Raw genomic sequence first — 16,180 nt, forward strand, 5'->3', positions numbered from 1 at the left:
CAAGTTTTCCGCTTGGACTATAGCAATTATGGTATAAACGAAACTAATCTGTTAAGTAAAGCTATTAGAGGCTAGTCAATGAACACAAAAGAACAGGGCCTGAAACAGCTGAAACAGGTGTTTGGTGATAAATACAGCGACAATACCAATGCGCGTATGGAACACAGCTCTGGTGAGAGCTACGTCAGTGAAATGTTGCCCGATGCCGTACTTATGCTTGACTGCACCAAAGAGGTTGCGGAGGCAGTAGGCATCTGTAGCGAGTATAGCATTCCAATTATTGCATTCGGTGCAGGCACGTCATTAGAAGGCCATCTAGTGCCAGTGCACGGGGGTGTGAGCATTGATTTAACCGGCATGGATCAAGTGCTGGAGATCAACACGGAAGACTTTGACGTGAAACTAGAGGCAGGCGTTACCCGTGAAGCTTTGAATTATGCGTTAAAGACCAGTGGCCTGTTCTTCCCGCTAGATCCTGGTGCTAATGCTAGCTTGGGTGGCATGGCCTCAACTCGCGCCTCAGGCACTAATGCAGTGCGCTATGGCACCATGAAAGAGGTAGTGCTTGGTCTTACTGTAGTGACACCTAACGGTGATGTCATACAAACCGGGGGCCGAGCAAGAAAGAGCGCAGCTGGTTATGACCTAACTCACCTATATATCGGTGCTGAAGGTACGTTAGGCATTATTACTGAGTTGAGGTTACGTATATTCCCAGTTCCAGAACAGATTCGTGCAGCCGTATGTAGTTTTCCTAGTGTCGGTCAAGCTGCCCAATGTGTCATCGAGTGCATGCAACTAGCGGTGCCTTTAGCGCGCATTGAGTTGCTTAATAGCTGCCAAATGGGCGCCTGTATAGATTATTCAAAGTTACAAGGGTTTGCAGCTCAACCGACCTTATTCATGGAGTTTCACGGTTCAAAAGCTAGTGTTGATGAGCAGGTAGCTTTGGTTCAATCTGTGGCCCAAGAATATAATGGTGATGACTTCCGTTGGGCTGAAACCTTAGAACAAAGAAATGAATTATGGACCGCCAGACACCAAGCTTGGTTCGCTGGTTTAGCCCTTAACCCGGGTGCTAGCGCAATTAGCACCGATGTGTGTGTACCTATTTCTAAGCTAGCTGAGTGTATCGAATTAGCAGAAGCCAAGGCCCTAGAGCTTGGGTTTAACTGCCCTTTAGTTAGCCATGCGGGAGATGGCAATTTTCACCTCATTATTTCATTCTACCCAGATAACCATGAACAAGTTAGTGCTGCCAAAGAACTAAGCCACTACCTTGTACAACAAGCTCTTGCACAGCAAGGCACCTGTACAGGGGAGCACGGAATAGGTTTAAGAAAAAAGGCGTATTTATTGGAGGAACATGGTGCCGATGCAGTGCACACTATGCGCTTAATAAAGCGTGCCTTGGATCCAAAAAACATTATGAATCCAGGAAAAATATTTGATCTCTAACTAGGAGCAGTATAGGTCGTGCAGAGTTTTAATAACCTTAGAAGCGCGCACATCAGAAAGCGAGTAATAGATGGTTTGTGATTCCCTGCGGGTCTTAACTAAACCGTCTTTACGCAATACTGCTAAGTGCTGGGACAGCGCAGATTGGCTCAAGTCTAAGTGTTCATTTAGTTCAGTAACAGAAATCTCTTTACCTTCTAAGTTACATAAAATGAGCAAGCGGCTTTCATTAGCAATTGCCTTGAGCATGGTGGCGGCAATCTTTGCATTGGCTTTTAGGTCAGCTGCTGCTTTTACAGCGTCTTGTTTAGAGTCAGACATGGGACGATTTTCTCCGCACTTATAATAGTGCTTTTGAGTCAAAGGGTAACTAGTTACTGCACATTGTAGACCAATCTAAAATAGTATTTACAATGTCATTAATGTATTCAAGCCATCCATTATAACCAAAAAGCATATTAATTAAAATTGTTATACGGCTTTAAGTTATATTTAGCTCAACAAAAATTGGGCAATGATCCGACGGTTTTTCCATGCCGCGTACTACATAATCGATATCTGCCTTGTTACAGCAATCGAGCAAACTTTTAGTTAACAGTATTTGGTCAATGCGCAGCCCACGCCTAGGTTCACCCTCAAAACCTCTGCTGCGGTAATCAAACCACGAGTAATACTCAGATTGAGGGTGTAATAGACGGTAGCTGTCTGTGAGCCCAAATTGACGAAGATCATTCAACCATTGGCGTTCTTGGGGCTGAAAGCTGGCCTTACCTGACTTAAGCCAACGCTTACGATTGTCTTCCCCTATGCCTATGTCTATGTCTTGGGCGGCAACATTAATATCACCCATTACCACCAGATGATCTGTGTTCTTGTATTCTGTATTCAAAAGGGTGGTGAGGCCTGCATAGAAATCTCGTTTAGCAGGAAATTTACTAACGTGCTCAACGTTTTCCCCTTGAGGAAAGTAACCATTGAATACGGTAATAGTATCTCCGTTAGGCAACTGTAATACAGCACCTACAAGGCGCCGTTGAGAATCTTCAGTATCGCCAGGCAGACCTTTAATAACCTTTAATATTGGCAGATTGGTCATTAATGCCACACCATAATGACCTTTTTGACCATGAAAAATCGTCTCGTAGCCTAATCGTTGTGTCTCTTCTATAGGAAATTCAAGATCCTGAACCTTAGTTTCTTGCAAGCCAATAACGGCCGGCTGATATTGACTTACAATGGCTTCCAACTGTGGGATGCGTGCACGGATACTATTAATATTAAAGGATACGAGATGCATTTTTTTAACTCGACTAAGGTGATTTAAAACCAACAATAACGCTGGAAGGCTGATAAACTTTGCACTATTGTAATGGAAATAGTGATGGGTTAGAACGGCTGTCATTGAGTTTCCGTTGGTTTTCCTTGAACATATAACTCGGCTGTAGAGATTTGTCCCTATGATATTTGATTTTGATGTATTTGTGATTGGTGCGGGTTCAGGTGGCGTACGAGCTGCACGTATGGCGGCAAGTGAAGGTGCAAGGGTAGCTATTGCTGATGACCGTGCATTAGGCGGTACTTGTGTAAATGTAGGCTGCGTGCCTAAAAAGCTTTACACCTACGCCAGTCACTTTAGCCATGATTTCGAAAATGCAAAAGGTTTTGGATGGAGCGTAGCTTCAGCTAAGTTCCACTGGCCTACCTTAGTGGCCAATAAGAAAACTGAAATCAGCCGCCTTAACAATATTTATGCTAATCTGCTCGATAATTCAGGCGCCCAAATTATTCGTGGTTATGCCAGTCTCAAGGATAGACATACCGTAACTGTAGGTGGCACCAATTACACTGCAGAACGTATTGTGATTGCAACGGGTGGTGCACCAAATATCCCTGACGTCGATTATGCTGACGTATTAATTAGCTCAGATGAGATATTTGATCTTCTAGAGTTTCCAAAACGATTGTTAGTTGTGGGTGCAGGTTACATTGCCCTTGAGTTTGCTTGTATTTTTCAAGGCTTAGGCAGCCAAGTACAGGTGTCATACCGCGGTGACCTTATCATGCGCAGCTTTGATGACGATGTGCGGCGTTTTGTTGATCAAGAAATGCGTAAGCAGGGCATTGAAATGAACTACCAAAGCCAAGTGAGCAACGTTGATCGCCAGGCCGACCATAGCTTGTTAGTAACCTTTGCAGATGGCACTAGCACAGAGGTTGATCAAGTATTAATGGCTATTGGGCGCAAACCCCGGTTGACAGGCATTGGTTTGGAAGCTTTAGGTATAGAGACAACTCGTCAGGGCACCATCGCAGTAAATGACAAATTCCAGACCAATATAGACAATATATATGCTTTGGGAGATGTCACTGGAGGCATTGAACTGACACCAGTAGCATTAGCCGAGGCCATGACCTTGGTAAATCACTGGTATGGTGATAGTACCAAGTATATGGACTATAACCTTATTCCAACAGCCGTTTTTACCCAGCCTAACGTCGGTACTATTGGATTAACAGAACATCAAGCCTTAAAGGAACATGGCGAAATTACTGTTTACCGTTCTGACTTTAAGCCCATGAAACACACCTTAAGTGGCAGTAATGAACGTAGTTTTATGAAGTTAATTGTTGATACTACTTCGGATCGAGTCATTGGCTTACATATTGTAGGAGAAGGCGCTGGTGAAATGCTACAAGGTTTTGCGGTGGCTATGAAGGTCGGTGCCACTAAGGCTGATTTTGATGCAACCATTGGTATTCACCCTACCAGCGCAGAAGAATTGGTGACTATGAGGACAGCAAGCTAAACCCATAGTGCAGAGTAAGCGTCGTATGCGTGAAATTATCAAGCCCCAACAAGCATCCTGCGGGGGCTTTTTTAGTCGTGTCGTAAATGATCTTTTACTGCTATAGGTGACTTAAAGTTCCACACTACAAGGTAAGAAGATGCCACAAACGTTAAGATTGCAGTGGCTTGAATGAGTAGTGAGGCCGATTCACTAATCAACATGCTAGAAGCTGCCAAGGTGGCAATTAAAATTGAAAACTCGCTAGTTTGGCCTAACCTAAAACCAACCTCCCACGAAGTCGCCTTAGATTTACAAATAGGCCTAATAATCCAGCCAAATACAACAGGCTTAATGGTAACGACTAGGGTTGCTAACACCAAGCACTGAAACCAAATAGAGTGCATAAGGGGGAAGTTAAAACTGGCACCTATTGAAAAGAAAAATAACACTAAAAAGAAATCTCTTATAGGTTTTAAGTTAATGGCAATGTACTGGCTAATCAGGCTAGAGGCTAAGCTTACTCCCGCAATAAAAGCACCAATTTCAGCAGACAAACCAATACTGTGAGCCAATTCAGCTAAACCTAAACACCAGCCTAGGGCCAAAAGAAATATGTATTCGTGAAAACGATCAAATCGCTTAATGAGTGGCAACAGCACCCAACGAACAAAACCCAGTGCAGCTAACATGACCATCGGCAAAGCCCCAAGGCTTATTAATAAATCAGCACTTAAGGATAGCTCTAATCCCTGACTAAATTGTTGGCCTAAAGTTGTTAACAGGGTTAATAGAATAATAGCTAATAGATCTTGTAGCAACAATAGACCCACTACGAGCTCACCAGTTTGTTTATGATGCAGCACAGTTGTGGGTAGTAGTTTGATACCAATAATTGTACTGGAGAACATGGTAGATGCGCCGATAATAAGGCTTTCTATCATGCTGAAGCCGAAACCATAACCCACGACAAATCCTAATAGAGCAAAAGCTACGGAACTTATAAACGCAACCATGTAGCCTTTGCGTAACATCTGTAGCAAATGGCTAGGCTGCATATCAAGACCGATCAGAAACAACAGGAAAATAATGCCAACATGGGCAACATCAGCCAACAACTCTGTATCCACAACCCATTCAAGACCAAAGGGCCCCAATATGGCGCCTAAAACAATGTAGGCTAAAAGTAATGGCTGTCTAAAATACAACGATAAGGTGGCTAGCAGGGCTGCGCCTGTAAAGATTAAGAAAAATGAAAATATGACCGATTCCGTATGCATCCTTATTCCTTGTTTGGTGAAAAGTTTTGGCCCATAGGTAAGCCATTTATATAATGTCGCCACACCAGCCAAAGAAGTATAGCCGCAAGCATTCGGTAACCAATATGTAACCACCACACAGCCATAAACCCATAACTTGGCGCTAGCCAAGCCAATAATGGCAAGAACAGCAGCCATTGGCTAGTACTCACCAGTATTAATACGGTCTTTCGTAAGCCCGTTAGCAGCACGAAGCGGCTTAAAATGATGATTGTGGTTTCTAAAATCATGGCCATGGCATACCAAGGTAAGGCGGTGGCCATCAGTTGTTGTAAATCCCGATTAACAAGTAACAGTTGGGACAACCATTGGCTTATAAACCCAAGCAATACTGTTAGTGCTAGCGCAGTAAGTATACCTGTGCGCATAATTAATTTACTCCACCCTATGGCTCGTATTTTGTCTTTTTTCGTCAAGGCACTGCCTACAAGGGATAAGGCCGCCTGACCTAAGCCAATGGCTGGCAGAACTAGCAAGAGCCCGACATTTAGCACTGCAAAAGAGGCAGCCATTGCGGAGGACCCGAGTTGGCTCAAGAGCCATAAAAACACAGCTAAATGTAAAGCAAACACCAACTGTTGTAGCATAGGTGGCCAAGTAAAACGTAATAGCAATAGCCAGTTTTCTACGCTAAATTGACAACGAAAATCCACGTACCTTAAGTTGCGCCTATATAACAAAACCAGCTGTAACAAAACACCTAACCAAAGTGCAATACTGGTGCCCACTCCGGCACCCACTGCCCCCATGGCGGGCAACCCACCAATACCGTAAATGAGGCCATAACTAATTGGTACATTAGCTAGATGTGCAAGTAAAATTAGTTTGGTATATTGCCACGGAGTACTTCGTTCACTCCAATAAATTCTAGCTGCAATGCTTATCACAATGGCAGGTAACGCCCAAAGGCGAGATTGACCATAATAAACTGCAAGGCTATTAATGCGATCATCCAAAACAAACAAATTGATCACATCGTCAGCAGCATAGGCGCCAGCTATACCCAAACAAACTGAGATCAAAACCCCGTATACCAAACCTAAACCCAGCAACCCTATATGGGACTGGGCATATTGAGATACTAGGCCATGCCAGCCGATGCCGAACCCAGTAATGATGGCTACCAAAATAAACACTAGATAACTACCAATGCTTACACTTGCTAGAGCTAAACCACCCAAGTGCCCAACAAGGGCGGTATCTACTAGGCCCACTATAGCTTGCGATAACATTGCCCCAATTAATGGTGCCGCAATGCGCCATAAATTAGCCAATGTAGGTTTACGAGAATAATAAAAATCATTTGTTTGAGGATTGCTCATGTATAGTTTGCTTAACAGATGTCTAGTAGGTTTTTTTAATCTAGCGAGACATCATTATATGCTTTTTTATCAAGTCTTTAAAATGAATACCCAAGTAAAACAGTAGGGTATATAATAGCCTAAGAGTTGAGTCCCTAAGGGATACTCATGTAGTTGGTAACAAAGGAAAAAACAGTGGATTACATAGACATCACCCCCAGCGCCCAAGAATATTTAGCAGAATTGCTTTCAAAACAAGATGTAGAAGGAATTTCAGTGCGTATTTTTGTCACTGACCCAGGCACTCCAAACGCTGAAACTTGCTTAGCGTACTGTCGCCCAGATGAAGTTAAAATTACTGATGAGTTCTCAGATCTAGAGAAATTTAGGGTCTATGTCGATCCAGCCAGCGTAGACTACTTGGATGAAGCCTTTATTGACTATAGTTCAGACCGCATGGGTGGCCAGCTCACTATTAAGGCTCCGAATGCTAAAATGCCTCAAGTGACCGCAGATAGTCCATTAGATGCTCAAGTTAACTATTACCTATATACAGAAATTAATCCAGGTTTAGCCTCCCACGGTGGTGATGTAAGTTTGGTAGGCGTGGTGGCAGAAGAAGAAGGTAATGTGGCGGTATTAAAATTTGGTGGCGGTTGCCAGGGTTGCAGTTCTGTTTCACTAACCCTTAAGGAAGGTGTTGAAAAAACCTTAAAAGAGCGAATTCCTGGAATCGGTGCAGTACGGGATGTCACAGACCACTCCAATACAGAGAACGCTTATATGTAGTGCTTTTCTTAACCAAAAAAAACCAGCATTTTAGCTGGTTTTTTTGCCTTTGAAGAATGGTTTATCCTAGGCGAAGCCGTTTAGGCAAGCTCTGCTTCAATTTGCTGGCGAGTTCACGCATGCTGGTTTCTGTTGTATCCCAGTCTATACAAGCGTCTGTGACAGACACACCGTATTGTAATTCAGACAAATCTTGTGGAATAGATTGGTTACCCCAGTTAATGTTACTCTCGATCATCAGGCCAACAATAGAGTCATTGCCTTCATTAATTTGTTGCGCAATGTTATCCATCACCAAGGGCTGTATAGACGGGTCTTTGCTGGAGTTGGCATGGCTACAGTCCACCATGATATTGCCAGACAAACGATCTTTCGCAAGCGCTTGTTCGCATAGAGCCACGTTAACTGAATCGTAGTTTGGTTTTCCACCACCACCTCGCAACACGACGTGGCCATACTCATTGCCACTGGTGCGGGTGATCGACACTTGACCATGGGGGTTAATGCCCAGGAACGAATGGGGCGATGCCATAGACTCTAACGCATTAAAGGCAACGGTTAAGCCACCGTCAGTACCATTTTTAAAACCAATGGGGCAGGACAAACCAGATGACATTTCGCGATGGGTTTGAGACTCTGTAGTTCGCGCACCGATGGCCGCCCAACTCCACAAGTCTGATTGATACTGTGGTGAAATAGGATCTAGCGCCTCTGTTGCCAAGGGTAAACCCATAGCGGCTAAGTCCAGCATGAGCTTACGACCTATGTGCAAGCCCGTTTCAATATCAAATGTGCCGTCTAGATGAGGATCATTAATTAGACCTTTCCAGCCTACTGTAGTACGTGGTTTTTCAAAATATACCCGCATGACGATATAGAGCGTGTCTTTTAGCTCGTTCGCCAACAAGGCCAAGCGGCGTCCATAATCTAAAGCAGCTTCGGTATCATGGATAGAACAGGGCCCAATCACCACAAATAGTCGGTGGTCTTTGCCATCTAAGATATTTTTGATGGTTTGACGAGCCTGCATTACACCATCAGCGATCATACTAGTGGTGGGCAGTTGGTTTTTCAGATCCTCAGGGGATGTAAGAACCTGTTGGCTAGCAATATTCAGGTCTTCGATGCGACGATCGGTCATAGTTTGTCTCTATAAAATAACTAATAGTAAAAGCGGGTAAATGTTGGCTTATGGTGAGGTCTAAACGCTATAATCAAGCCGTCCTTTGTAACACAAGTAAAGGCCCACAAACAAATGAATCTCACCTAAATCGTATTTAAGAGAAACGGATCATGGCAATACTGGGTATAAAGAGCCGCTCATTGGTTATTGGTCTAATCCTTGCCGTATTCATGTGCTTACTATTGCCAGTGCAGGCTCAAGCAGCATTGTTCAGTACTACCAAGCACCCGTTGCCCGCAGATCAGGCCTTTGCCATCAGTGCCCAACAGTATAATGATAAAATTGAAGTGATGTGGACCATTGCTGACGATTATTACCTCTATCAAGATAAATTGGTTTTTACCACGTCTAATAACCAGCCTCTAGAACAGGTGTTATTACCCCCTGCAGTAATTAAGCAAGACCCTGTGTTTGGCACTACAAAAGTTTATTATAGGCAGCTCCGTGTAACAGGTGCATTACCTAGCTCAAATACTGCTGCAACTCACCTCACCATTCATTACCAAGGTTGTTGGACTGGAGGCGTTTGCTACCCGCCACAAATTACGACTATTGCACTTACAGCGATTAACACCGTTACAGCAGATAGCCAATCATTATCTTTAGGAGCAACAGACTGGTCCAAAACTAGCAGCACTAATGCCAATTGGTTTATACAAAACCTGGAAAACACGTCCATTGCTACCTTGTTAGTAATTTTCTTGTTAGCGGGTCTAGCTTTAGCGTTTACTCCATGTGTATTACCTATGGTGCCGATTTTATCGAGCATCATTGTTGGCCTGAACCCCAAGCCTGGTCCAACCAAAAGTTTTTTATTGTCTTTCATTTATGTGTTGTCTATGGCAGCCACATACAGTGTGGCAGGGTTAGTTGCAGGATTAAGTGGAGCCAATGTACAAATTGCTTTGCAACACCCTGCAGTGATAGGCACTACAGCAACATTGTTTGTGCTGTTTTCTGTGGCCATGTTTGGCTGGATTAATGTGCAAATACCACAGGCCATTCAAAATAAAATCAATGCCATTAGCAATAACCAATTAGGTGGTCAATATACTGGCGTGGCGGTCATGGGCATATTGTCTGCATTAGTGGTGGGCCCATGTGTAGCAGCGCCACTTGCTGGTGCGTTGCTATTTATCGCCCAAACTGGGGATGCTGCCACGGGCGGCCTTGCCCTGTTTGCTATGGGTTTTGGTATGGGTTTGCCATTACTGTTAGTGGGCACGTCGGCGAGTAAATGGATTCCGAAAACGGGCCCTTGGATGCATCGAATTAAAGTGGGTTTTGGTTTCTTAATGTTGCTAATGGCCCTATGGATGACTGACCGCGTATGGCCAGAGTTAACGCTGCTTTTGGTGGCATTAATAGCTATTGTCATGGCCTTGGTTTTGGCCTTGCATCATCGCTGGAAGCCCCCCTTAGAGACAATGGCTGGTGCAGTAATAAGCTATACATTAGCAATGTTTTTAGGCCTTTATGGCACGGTGTTAGCTGTCGGGCAGTTGGCCGGTACGGGTACCTTATTACAGCCTCTAGGCAGTCTTGTTGCCACTGAATCCGAAGATATGTCCCAAGCTGTGCCGCGTAGTCTTAACTTTTCCAAAGTGTTACCCCAAGAGGTAGCAGCGTTATTACGACAGGCAAAACTAGATAAGCAGCCTGTTATGTTAGATTTCTATGCTGATTGGTGCATCTCCTGTAAGGAATTGGATAGCTTTGTGTTTACCGATAGCCGGGTGCAACTTGCTCTATCTGATTTTAAGGTCATTAAAGTGGATGTCACCGTTAATAGCCCAGCTGCTCAAGAGCTAATGCAGTCAATGAATTTAGTGGGGCCTCCGGCATTAGTTTTTTATAACGCTAAGGGCCAAGTGAATGCAGAAACGGTGATTGGGGTTCCAGCCATTGACGATTTAGTTAAGCTCGTGCATCAGGTTAATACGCTGTAATTATATTTATATGCTTTTTTGTTCTATGTGGTACTATTTATAGATCATCATGTATAGATTAAATAATACTTATGAAGTTACAGCAGCTGAAATACATCTGTGAAGTAGAAAAACATAACCTCAACGTTTCCGCTACAGCCCAGAGTTTGTTTACGTCGCAGCCAGGCATAAGTAAACAGATTCGTTTGTTAGAAGATGAACTAGGGGTTGAAATTTTTGCCAGAAGTGGCAAGCACCTCACTCACGTTACTCCTGCAGGCCTAGCTATATTAGAGTCAGCTCACGATGTACTACTAAAGGTCGATGGCATTAAGCGCAAGGCTCAAGAATACACCGATGAAACTAAAGGTTCTTTGTCTATCGCCACAACCCACACCCAAGCGCGTTATGCTTTGCCTAAAGTGATTAATAATTTTATTGGCCAGTATCCAGATGTGTCATTGCATATGCAGCAGGGCACACCTAAGCAAATCGCCAACTTAGCCTCAGATGGCGAAGTAGACTTTGCTATTGCTACCGAAGCCATAGATCAATTCAGTGATTTATTGATGATGCCATGTTATCACTGGAACCGATGTGTCGTGGTGCCTAAAGATCATCCTTTAGCTCAGATAGAAAACCTTTCTTTAGAGGAATTAGCAAGACACCCTATTGTTACTTATGTATTTGGTTTCACTGGGCGATCTAAGTTGGATGACGCTTTTAATAACGCCCATTTAGAACCAAAGGTAGTTTTTACAGCAGTAGATTCCGATGTTATTAAGGCTTATGTTAGGCTAGGCCTTGGCGTTGGTATTATTGCGTCTATGGCCTATGAACCCGAACTTGACGGCGACTTAGTAGCACTGGATGCAAGCCACTTATTTGCCCATAGCACCACTAATATCGGTTTTAGAAAGGGTACTTTTTTGCGTGGTTATATGTACGATTTTATTGAGGCCTTTGCCCCCAACCTTACTAAGAGCAAAGTAGAAGCCGCGCAAGCATGCCGCACGAAGCAGGAACTGGATGTCTTGTTTGAACATAAAGAACTGCCTACGAGGTAGGTGTTAAAACACAGATAGCTTAAAGATGACGCAAACCATTAAGTAGGTTATTTACCTTATCAAAGGTTTCTTGGTATTCAGCGTCACATTCAGAGTCAGCGACTAACCCACCCCCAGCCCAACAATAGATATGGCCACCACCATCACCCTTGGCGTTAGTGACTAAAGTACGGATACAAATATTGGTATCCATACGACCATTACTGCTTATGTAGCCAATAGAGCCTGACCAAGCGCTGCGTCGATGGGGTTCCAGCTCCTCAATAATTTCCATGGCGCGTAACTTAGGCGCCCCAGTGATCGAACCCCCTGGAAATGCACCTTTTAACAAAGGTAAAGTTTGCTCGCTAGATTCAAGCTCTCCAGTTACTGTCGTTACTAGGTGGTGTACATTACTATAGCTTTCTATGGCAAATAACTTGGGTACCTTGACGGAAAAGGGCAGGCAGTGCTTGCTAAGGTCATTCCGCAGTAAGTCAACGATCATTAAGTTCTCAGAACGATCCTTAGGGCTTGCCGCCAATTGTTCATGCAGCTGTTGATCTTCCGTGACTGTTTTTCCCCTTGGACGGGTGCCCTTAATAGGTTTAGTTTCTACCTTACAATTATCTACCTGTAAAAAACGTTCTGGTGATAAGCTCAATAGTGCACCTTCTGGCGTCTCCATATAGGCACTAAATGGCGTAGGGGATACCTGACGCAGCTGTTTGTAAGCGACCCAAGGGTTGCCTTTATAAGGCGCATCAAACCTTTGAGCTAAACACACTTGATAACAGTCTCCAGCATGAATATAGTCGATCACACGATGAAATTTCTCGGCGTATTGTTGTTTCGTCATGTTTGAAACAAAGTCACTTTCAAGGCTAAATTTTTTGTCATGGCTAGGTTTGGCTTGGAGAACATTTGCTACTAAGGCTTGAGTGCGTGGTTCATCAAGCTGGCTCACCAAGTAGCTTTTTTGTAGCTCATGGTCGCTGATAATTGCCCAAGGGTATATGCCTATACACAGGTGTTCCATAGCTATGTCTGCCACCGCAGTTGCAGGAAGCGTTTCTATAGATCGTCCCAGATCAAAACCAAATAGTCCTGCCGCACCACCGGTAAATGGAATGCCTTGGGCGTCAGCAAGTTTGCTCGTATCGTCAAGCAACTCAGATTGCAATTCGCCAATCAAGTGAAAAGGATCTGTATCCGTTTCTGTCACGGTGTTATTTTGCTCAACTTTGGTAACACCATCTTTATGGCTAATCACTGCCAGTGGTTGAGCCATAGCGATATCGTAACGACCAAAATGGCTCGCTGGACGGCTAGAATCCAGTAAAAGAGGCATAGGTAGATGCCGTATGGCTTCAAAATAATGGCAGGCGTTTTCTGCGAACGGTAGGTTAGCTATATACACTGTAGCGATTCTAAGACTTATAATGTGGGTATTCTAACTGTCCCGAAGGAATGGAACTAGGGTTTTGCTCTAATTAGGAGCATAAACTCAATATAATAAAAACCTAAATTGTAAACAATGTTAGGATATTGTCTACAATATTAGATCAATGTCTAATTTGACGACCGTTATAAGGGGGAATATAATACATTCACTCTAAATGTGTAGACAATGTATTATGCAGGAAGAAATAACAACGTTAGCTAAACAAGTGTGCGAACGTATTGTAAAAGATATTATCACTGGCGCCATCACTCAAGGCCAAAAGCTCAATGAGCCAGAACTTGCCCGTATTCATGGCATAAGCCGTGGACCCCTTCGAGAAGCCATGAGCCGGCTTGAAGCGATGCGTTTAATTACACGCACTCCTAATGTTGGGGCTAGGGTAGTAAAGCTGTCTTACCAAGAACTGTTGGAAATTTATCAAATACGAGAATCTCTAGAAGGTTTGGCTGCCAAACTTGCAGCACAAGCTATGTCTGCAGACGAAAAAGTGAACCTTCGGTTGCTTCTAAATAGCCATCGTAAGCACATTCTAGACACTAAGGGTCAGTCTTACTTTCAGCAAGAAGGCGATGTGGATTTCCACTACCGTATTGTTCATGGCAGTAAAAACCAACGCCTTATCGACATGCTCGCTGGCGACTTGTATCAACTCGTGCGCATGTACCGGTACCAATTTAGCTTGTCTAGCAATCGGCCGCAGCAAGCCTTAAAGGAACACGACCAAATTTGTAGCGCCATTGAAGAAGGCGACGGAGAGTTAGCCGAGTGGCTCATGAAACGTCATATCAATAACGCTCGAAATAACATCATGCAACGCATGCAAACACAATCAAATACTCAGGATGAAGAGAATCGATGAGCAAGACTACTAGAATGAGCCAAGGTGCTAAATTCCGTGCAGCTATCACCAATAACCAGCCACTCCAAATTGTTGGCACCATTAACGCCTACAGCGCTATGATGGCTGAAAAAGTTGGCCATCAAGCTATTTATCTGTCTGGTGGTGGGGTGGCCAATGCCTCCTATGGCTTGCCAGATCTAGGCATAACCAGCCTTAACGATGTCCTAGCCGATGCAAACCGCATCACTGCGGCCAGCGAACTGCCTCTGTTGGTTGATATAGATACAGGATGGGGTGGCGCTTTTAATATTGCCAGGGCTATTAAAGGCATGGAATCTGCAGGCGTAGCTGCGGTGCATATTGAAGATCAAGTGGCGCAAAAGCGTTGTGGTCATCGCCCCAATAAAGAAATTGTGCCTACTCAAGAAATGGTAGATCGCGTTAAGGCAGCTGTAGATGCCCGTATTAATGACGATTTTTTTATCATGGCCAGAACCGATGCCTTTCAGAAGGACGGTTTACAAGCTGCCATTGATCGTTCTCAAGCGTGTATAGAGGCGGGTGCAGACGGCATTTTTGCCGAGGCTGTGCACAAACTGACCGACTATGAAGCCTTTTCTAAGGCAATAGCTGTGCCTTTATTGGCCAATATTACCGAATTTGGTGCCACACCTTTGTACAATAAAAGCGAATTAGCCAATGTAGGTGTAAACATGGTGCTTTATCCACTTAGTGCTTTTCGCGCTATGAACAAAGCCGCTCTCAATGTGTATGAACATTTATTAGCTGACGGTGATCAGAAGGCCGTCATCGATACTATGCAAACTCGTATGGAACTGTACGGTTTTTTAGACTACCACTCGTTTGAAGAAAAGTTAGATGAGTTATTTGCGGCCGGGAAAAACCTGTAACCACACCAATAAAAGGATTAAAACAATGAGCACTAAACCTATCTCTGGCGCTGGCCTAAGGGGCCAATCTGCAGGTTCTACCGCGCTGTGTACCGTCGGTTTAACGGGCACAGGCTTAACTTACCGTGGTTACGACATTAGTGAGCTAGCAGAAAAAGCCAGTTTTGAAGAAGTCGCCTATATGCTGCTTAAAGGGCATCTGCCAAATCAAACAGAACTTGATGCTTACACCCAAAAACTACAGAGCATGCGCCACTTGCCTCAGGGTCTAAAAACTGTACTAGAGCAGATACCTGCCGATGCCCACCCGATGGACGTCATGCGCACAGGTTGCTCTATGTTGGGTAACTTAGAGGCCGAAGTTGACTTCTCTATGGAACAAGAGGTTACAGATCGTTTGTTAGCTTTGTTCCCCGCCATCATTTGTTATTGGTATCGCTTTAGCCATGAAGGCGTGCGTATTGAAACTGAAACTGATGACGATTCCATTGGTTCCTACTTTCTGCACCTGTTACATGATAAAAAACCCAGTCAATTACACGCCAAGGTCATGAACGTATCACTGATTTTGTATGCCGAGCATGAATTTAACGCATCAACTTTCACTGCACGGGTTTGTGCGTCCACGCTTTCCGACATGCATTCATGCGTAACGGGCGCCATTGGTAGCCTAAGAGGTCCATTACATGGTGGTGCAAACGAAGCAGCTATGGATATGATTGAAAGCTGGCACACACCAGATGAAGCTGAATCTGCCATCATGGGTATGTTGGCCCGCAAAGACAAAATTATGGGTTTTGGCCATGCTATTTACCGTGAGTCCGACCCGCGTAATGTCATCATTAAAGGCTGGTCAGAAAAACTGGCCGAATCTATCGGTGACACTCATTTATACCCAGTGTCTGTTCGTTGTGAAGAAGTGATGTGGCGCGAAAAGAAGCTATTTTGTAATGCTGATTTCTTCCACGCCTCTACCTATAATTTTATGGGCATTCCCACTAAGTTATTTACCCCAATTTTCGTTATGTCACGGCTAACGGGCTGGGCAGCCCATGTAATGGAACAACGCACTAACAATCGTATCATTCGCCCAAGTGCAGACTACACAGGCCCTGAAACTGCCCAGTGGGTCGATATAGCGCAAAGGGGTTAA

At 44.1% G+C, this 16,180-nt stretch carries 14 protein-coding genes; 8 read left to right on the forward strand and 6 right to left on the reverse strand.

The window, feature by feature from the left end; all coding sequences use genetic code 11:
* The first annotated feature begins 78 nt into the window (after positions 1 to 78).
* Positions 79 to 1,458, forward strand: a complete 1,380-nt coding sequence (locus ABXT70_RS06910) for an FAD-binding oxidoreductase (protein ID WP_443642440.1) — start codon at positions 79 to 81, stop codon at positions 1,456 to 1,458.
* Here ABXT70_RS06910 and ABXT70_RS06915 read toward each other — a convergent pair whose 3' ends face one another.
* Together ABXT70_RS06915 and xthA are read right to left on the reverse strand one after the other, a co-directional pair.
* Positions 1,459 to 1,779 carry an ArsR/SmtB family transcription factor gene (locus ABXT70_RS06915; RefSeq protein WP_443642441.1) on the reverse strand — a complete coding sequence of 107 codons (321 nt, stop codon included), beginning with the start codon at positions 1,777 to 1,779 and terminating at the stop codon, positions 1,459 to 1,461.
* A gap of 160 nt (positions 1,780 to 1,939) precedes the next feature.
* On the reverse strand, positions 1,940 to 2,860 hold the full coding sequence (gene xthA / locus ABXT70_RS06920) for an exodeoxyribonuclease III (protein ID WP_443642442.1): 921 nt from the start codon (positions 2,858 to 2,860) through the stop codon (positions 1,940 to 1,942).
* A 55-nt stretch (positions 2,861 to 2,915) separates the two neighbouring features.
* Here xthA and gorA point away from each other — a divergent pair, with 55 nt between their 5' ends.
* Complete coding sequence (gene gorA / locus ABXT70_RS06925; RefSeq protein ID WP_443642443.1) at positions 2,916 to 4,265, forward strand: glutathione-disulfide reductase; 1,350 nt, start codon at positions 2,916 to 2,918, stop codon at positions 4,263 to 4,265.
* Between the two features lie 71 nt (positions 4,266 to 4,336).
* On the opposite strand, the gene ABXT70_RS06930 is transcribed toward gorA, so the two are convergent.
* Positions 4,337 to 5,524, reverse strand: a complete 1,188-nt coding sequence (locus tag ABXT70_RS06930) for a cation:proton antiporter (RefSeq protein ID WP_443642444.1) — start codon at positions 5,522 to 5,524, stop codon at positions 4,337 to 4,339.
* Between the two features lie 2 nt (positions 5,525 to 5,526).
* The gene (locus ABXT70_RS06935; RefSeq protein WP_443642445.1) at positions 5,527 to 6,885 is read right to left on the reverse strand and encodes an MATE family efflux transporter; all 1,359 of its coding nucleotides are present in this window, start codon (positions 6,883 to 6,885) and stop codon (positions 5,527 to 5,529) included.
* 174 nt (positions 6,886 to 7,059) lie between these two features.
* On the opposite strand from ABXT70_RS06935, the gene nfuA reads away from it, so the two are divergent.
* Positions 7,060 to 7,653: a Fe-S biogenesis protein NfuA gene (nfuA, locus tag ABXT70_RS06940; protein WP_443642446.1), complete on the forward strand. Its 594-nt coding sequence runs from the start codon at positions 7,060 to 7,062 to the stop codon at positions 7,651 to 7,653.
* 61 nt (positions 7,654 to 7,714) lie between these two features.
* Here the strand turns inward: nfuA and ABXT70_RS06945 are convergent, their stop codons facing one another.
* Complete coding sequence (locus tag ABXT70_RS06945) at positions 7,715 to 8,794, reverse strand: 3-deoxy-7-phosphoheptulonate synthase (RefSeq protein WP_443642447.1); 1,080 nt, start codon at positions 8,792 to 8,794, stop codon at positions 7,715 to 7,717.
* 152 nt (positions 8,795 to 8,946) lie between these two features.
* On the opposite strand from ABXT70_RS06945, the gene dsbD reads away from it, so the two are divergent.
* Positions 8,947 to 10,785, forward strand: coding sequence for a protein-disulfide reductase DsbD (gene dsbD / locus ABXT70_RS06950; protein ID WP_443642448.1), 1,839 nt, complete (start codon positions 8,947 to 8,949; stop codon positions 10,783 to 10,785).
* 71 nt (positions 10,786 to 10,856) lie between these two features.
* Complete coding sequence (gene cysB, locus ABXT70_RS06955; RefSeq protein WP_443642449.1) at positions 10,857 to 11,831, forward strand: HTH-type transcriptional regulator CysB; 975 nt, start codon at positions 10,857 to 10,859, stop codon at positions 11,829 to 11,831.
* Positions 11,832 to 11,850: 19 nt separating this feature from the next.
* On the opposite strand, the gene pabB is transcribed toward cysB, so the two are convergent.
* The gene (pabB, locus tag ABXT70_RS06960; RefSeq protein WP_443642451.1) at positions 11,851 to 13,230 is read right to left on the reverse strand and encodes an aminodeoxychorismate synthase component I; all 1,380 of its coding nucleotides are present in this window, start codon (positions 13,228 to 13,230) and stop codon (positions 11,851 to 11,853) included.
* Positions 13,231 to 13,447: 217 nt separating this feature from the next.
* On the opposite strand from pabB, the gene ABXT70_RS06965 reads away from it, so the two are divergent.
* The 3 genes from ABXT70_RS06965 to prpC are packed head-to-tail and all read left to right on the forward strand — an operon-like array spanning position 13,448 to position 16,180.
* On the forward strand, positions 13,448 to 14,134 hold the full coding sequence (locus ABXT70_RS06965; RefSeq protein WP_443642452.1) for a GntR family transcriptional regulator: 687 nt from the start codon (positions 13,448 to 13,450) through the stop codon (positions 14,132 to 14,134).
* Between the two features lie 14 nt (positions 14,135 to 14,148).
* Positions 14,149 to 15,027 (forward strand): methylisocitrate lyase, encoded by an 879-nt coding sequence (gene prpB, locus ABXT70_RS06970; RefSeq protein WP_443642494.1) that lies wholly within the window; start codon positions 14,149 to 14,151, stop codon positions 15,025 to 15,027.
* 25 nt (positions 15,028 to 15,052) lie between these two features.
* The gene (gene prpC, locus ABXT70_RS06975) at positions 15,053 to 16,180 is read left to right on the forward strand and encodes a bifunctional 2-methylcitrate synthase/citrate synthase (RefSeq protein ID WP_443642453.1); all 1,128 of its coding nucleotides are present in this window, start codon (positions 15,053 to 15,055) and stop codon (positions 16,178 to 16,180) included.

The organism is Candidatus Njordibacter sp. Uisw_039 (assembly GCF_047730075.1).
Classification (GTDB): Bacteria; Pseudomonadota; Gammaproteobacteria; order Pseudomonadales; family Balneatricaceae; genus Njordibacter.

Coding starts and splice junctions, on each gene's coding strand:
- ABXT70_RS06910 (WP_443642440.1), top strand. CDS start 79: ATGAACACAAAAGAACAGGGCCTGAAACAGCTGAAACAGGTGTTTGGT.
- ABXT70_RS06915 (WP_443642441.1), bottom strand. CDS start 1,779: ATGTCTGACTCTAAACAAGACGCTGTAAAAGCAGCAGCTGACCTAAAA.
- xthA (WP_443642442.1), bottom strand. CDS start 2,860: ATGACAGCCGTTCTAACCCATCACTATTTCCATTACAATAGTGCAAAG.
- gorA (WP_443642443.1), top strand. CDS start 2,916: ATGATATTTGATTTTGATGTATTTGTGATTGGTGCGGGTTCAGGTGGC.
- ABXT70_RS06930 (WP_443642444.1), bottom strand. CDS start 5,524: ATGCATACGGAATCGGTCATATTTTCATTTTTCTTAATCTTTACAGGC.
- ABXT70_RS06935 (WP_443642445.1), bottom strand. CDS start 6,885: ATGAGCAATCCTCAAACAAATGATTTTTATTATTCTCGTAAACCTACA.
- ABXT70_RS06945 (WP_443642447.1), bottom strand. CDS start 8,794: ATGACCGATCGTCGCATCGAAGACCTGAATATTGCTAGCCAACAGGTT.
- dsbD (WP_443642448.1), top strand. CDS start 8,947: ATGGCAATACTGGGTATAAAGAGCCGCTCATTGGTTATTGGTCTAATC.
- cysB (WP_443642449.1), top strand. CDS start 10,857: ATGAAGTTACAGCAGCTGAAATACATCTGTGAAGTAGAAAAACATAAC.
- ABXT70_RS06965 (WP_443642452.1), top strand. CDS start 13,448: ATGCAGGAAGAAATAACAACGTTAGCTAAACAAGTGTGCGAACGTATT.
- prpB (WP_443642494.1), top strand. CDS start 14,149: ATGAGCCAAGGTGCTAAATTCCGTGCAGCTATCACCAATAACCAGCCA.
- prpC (WP_443642453.1), top strand. CDS start 15,053: ATGAGCACTAAACCTATCTCTGGCGCTGGCCTAAGGGGCCAATCTGCA.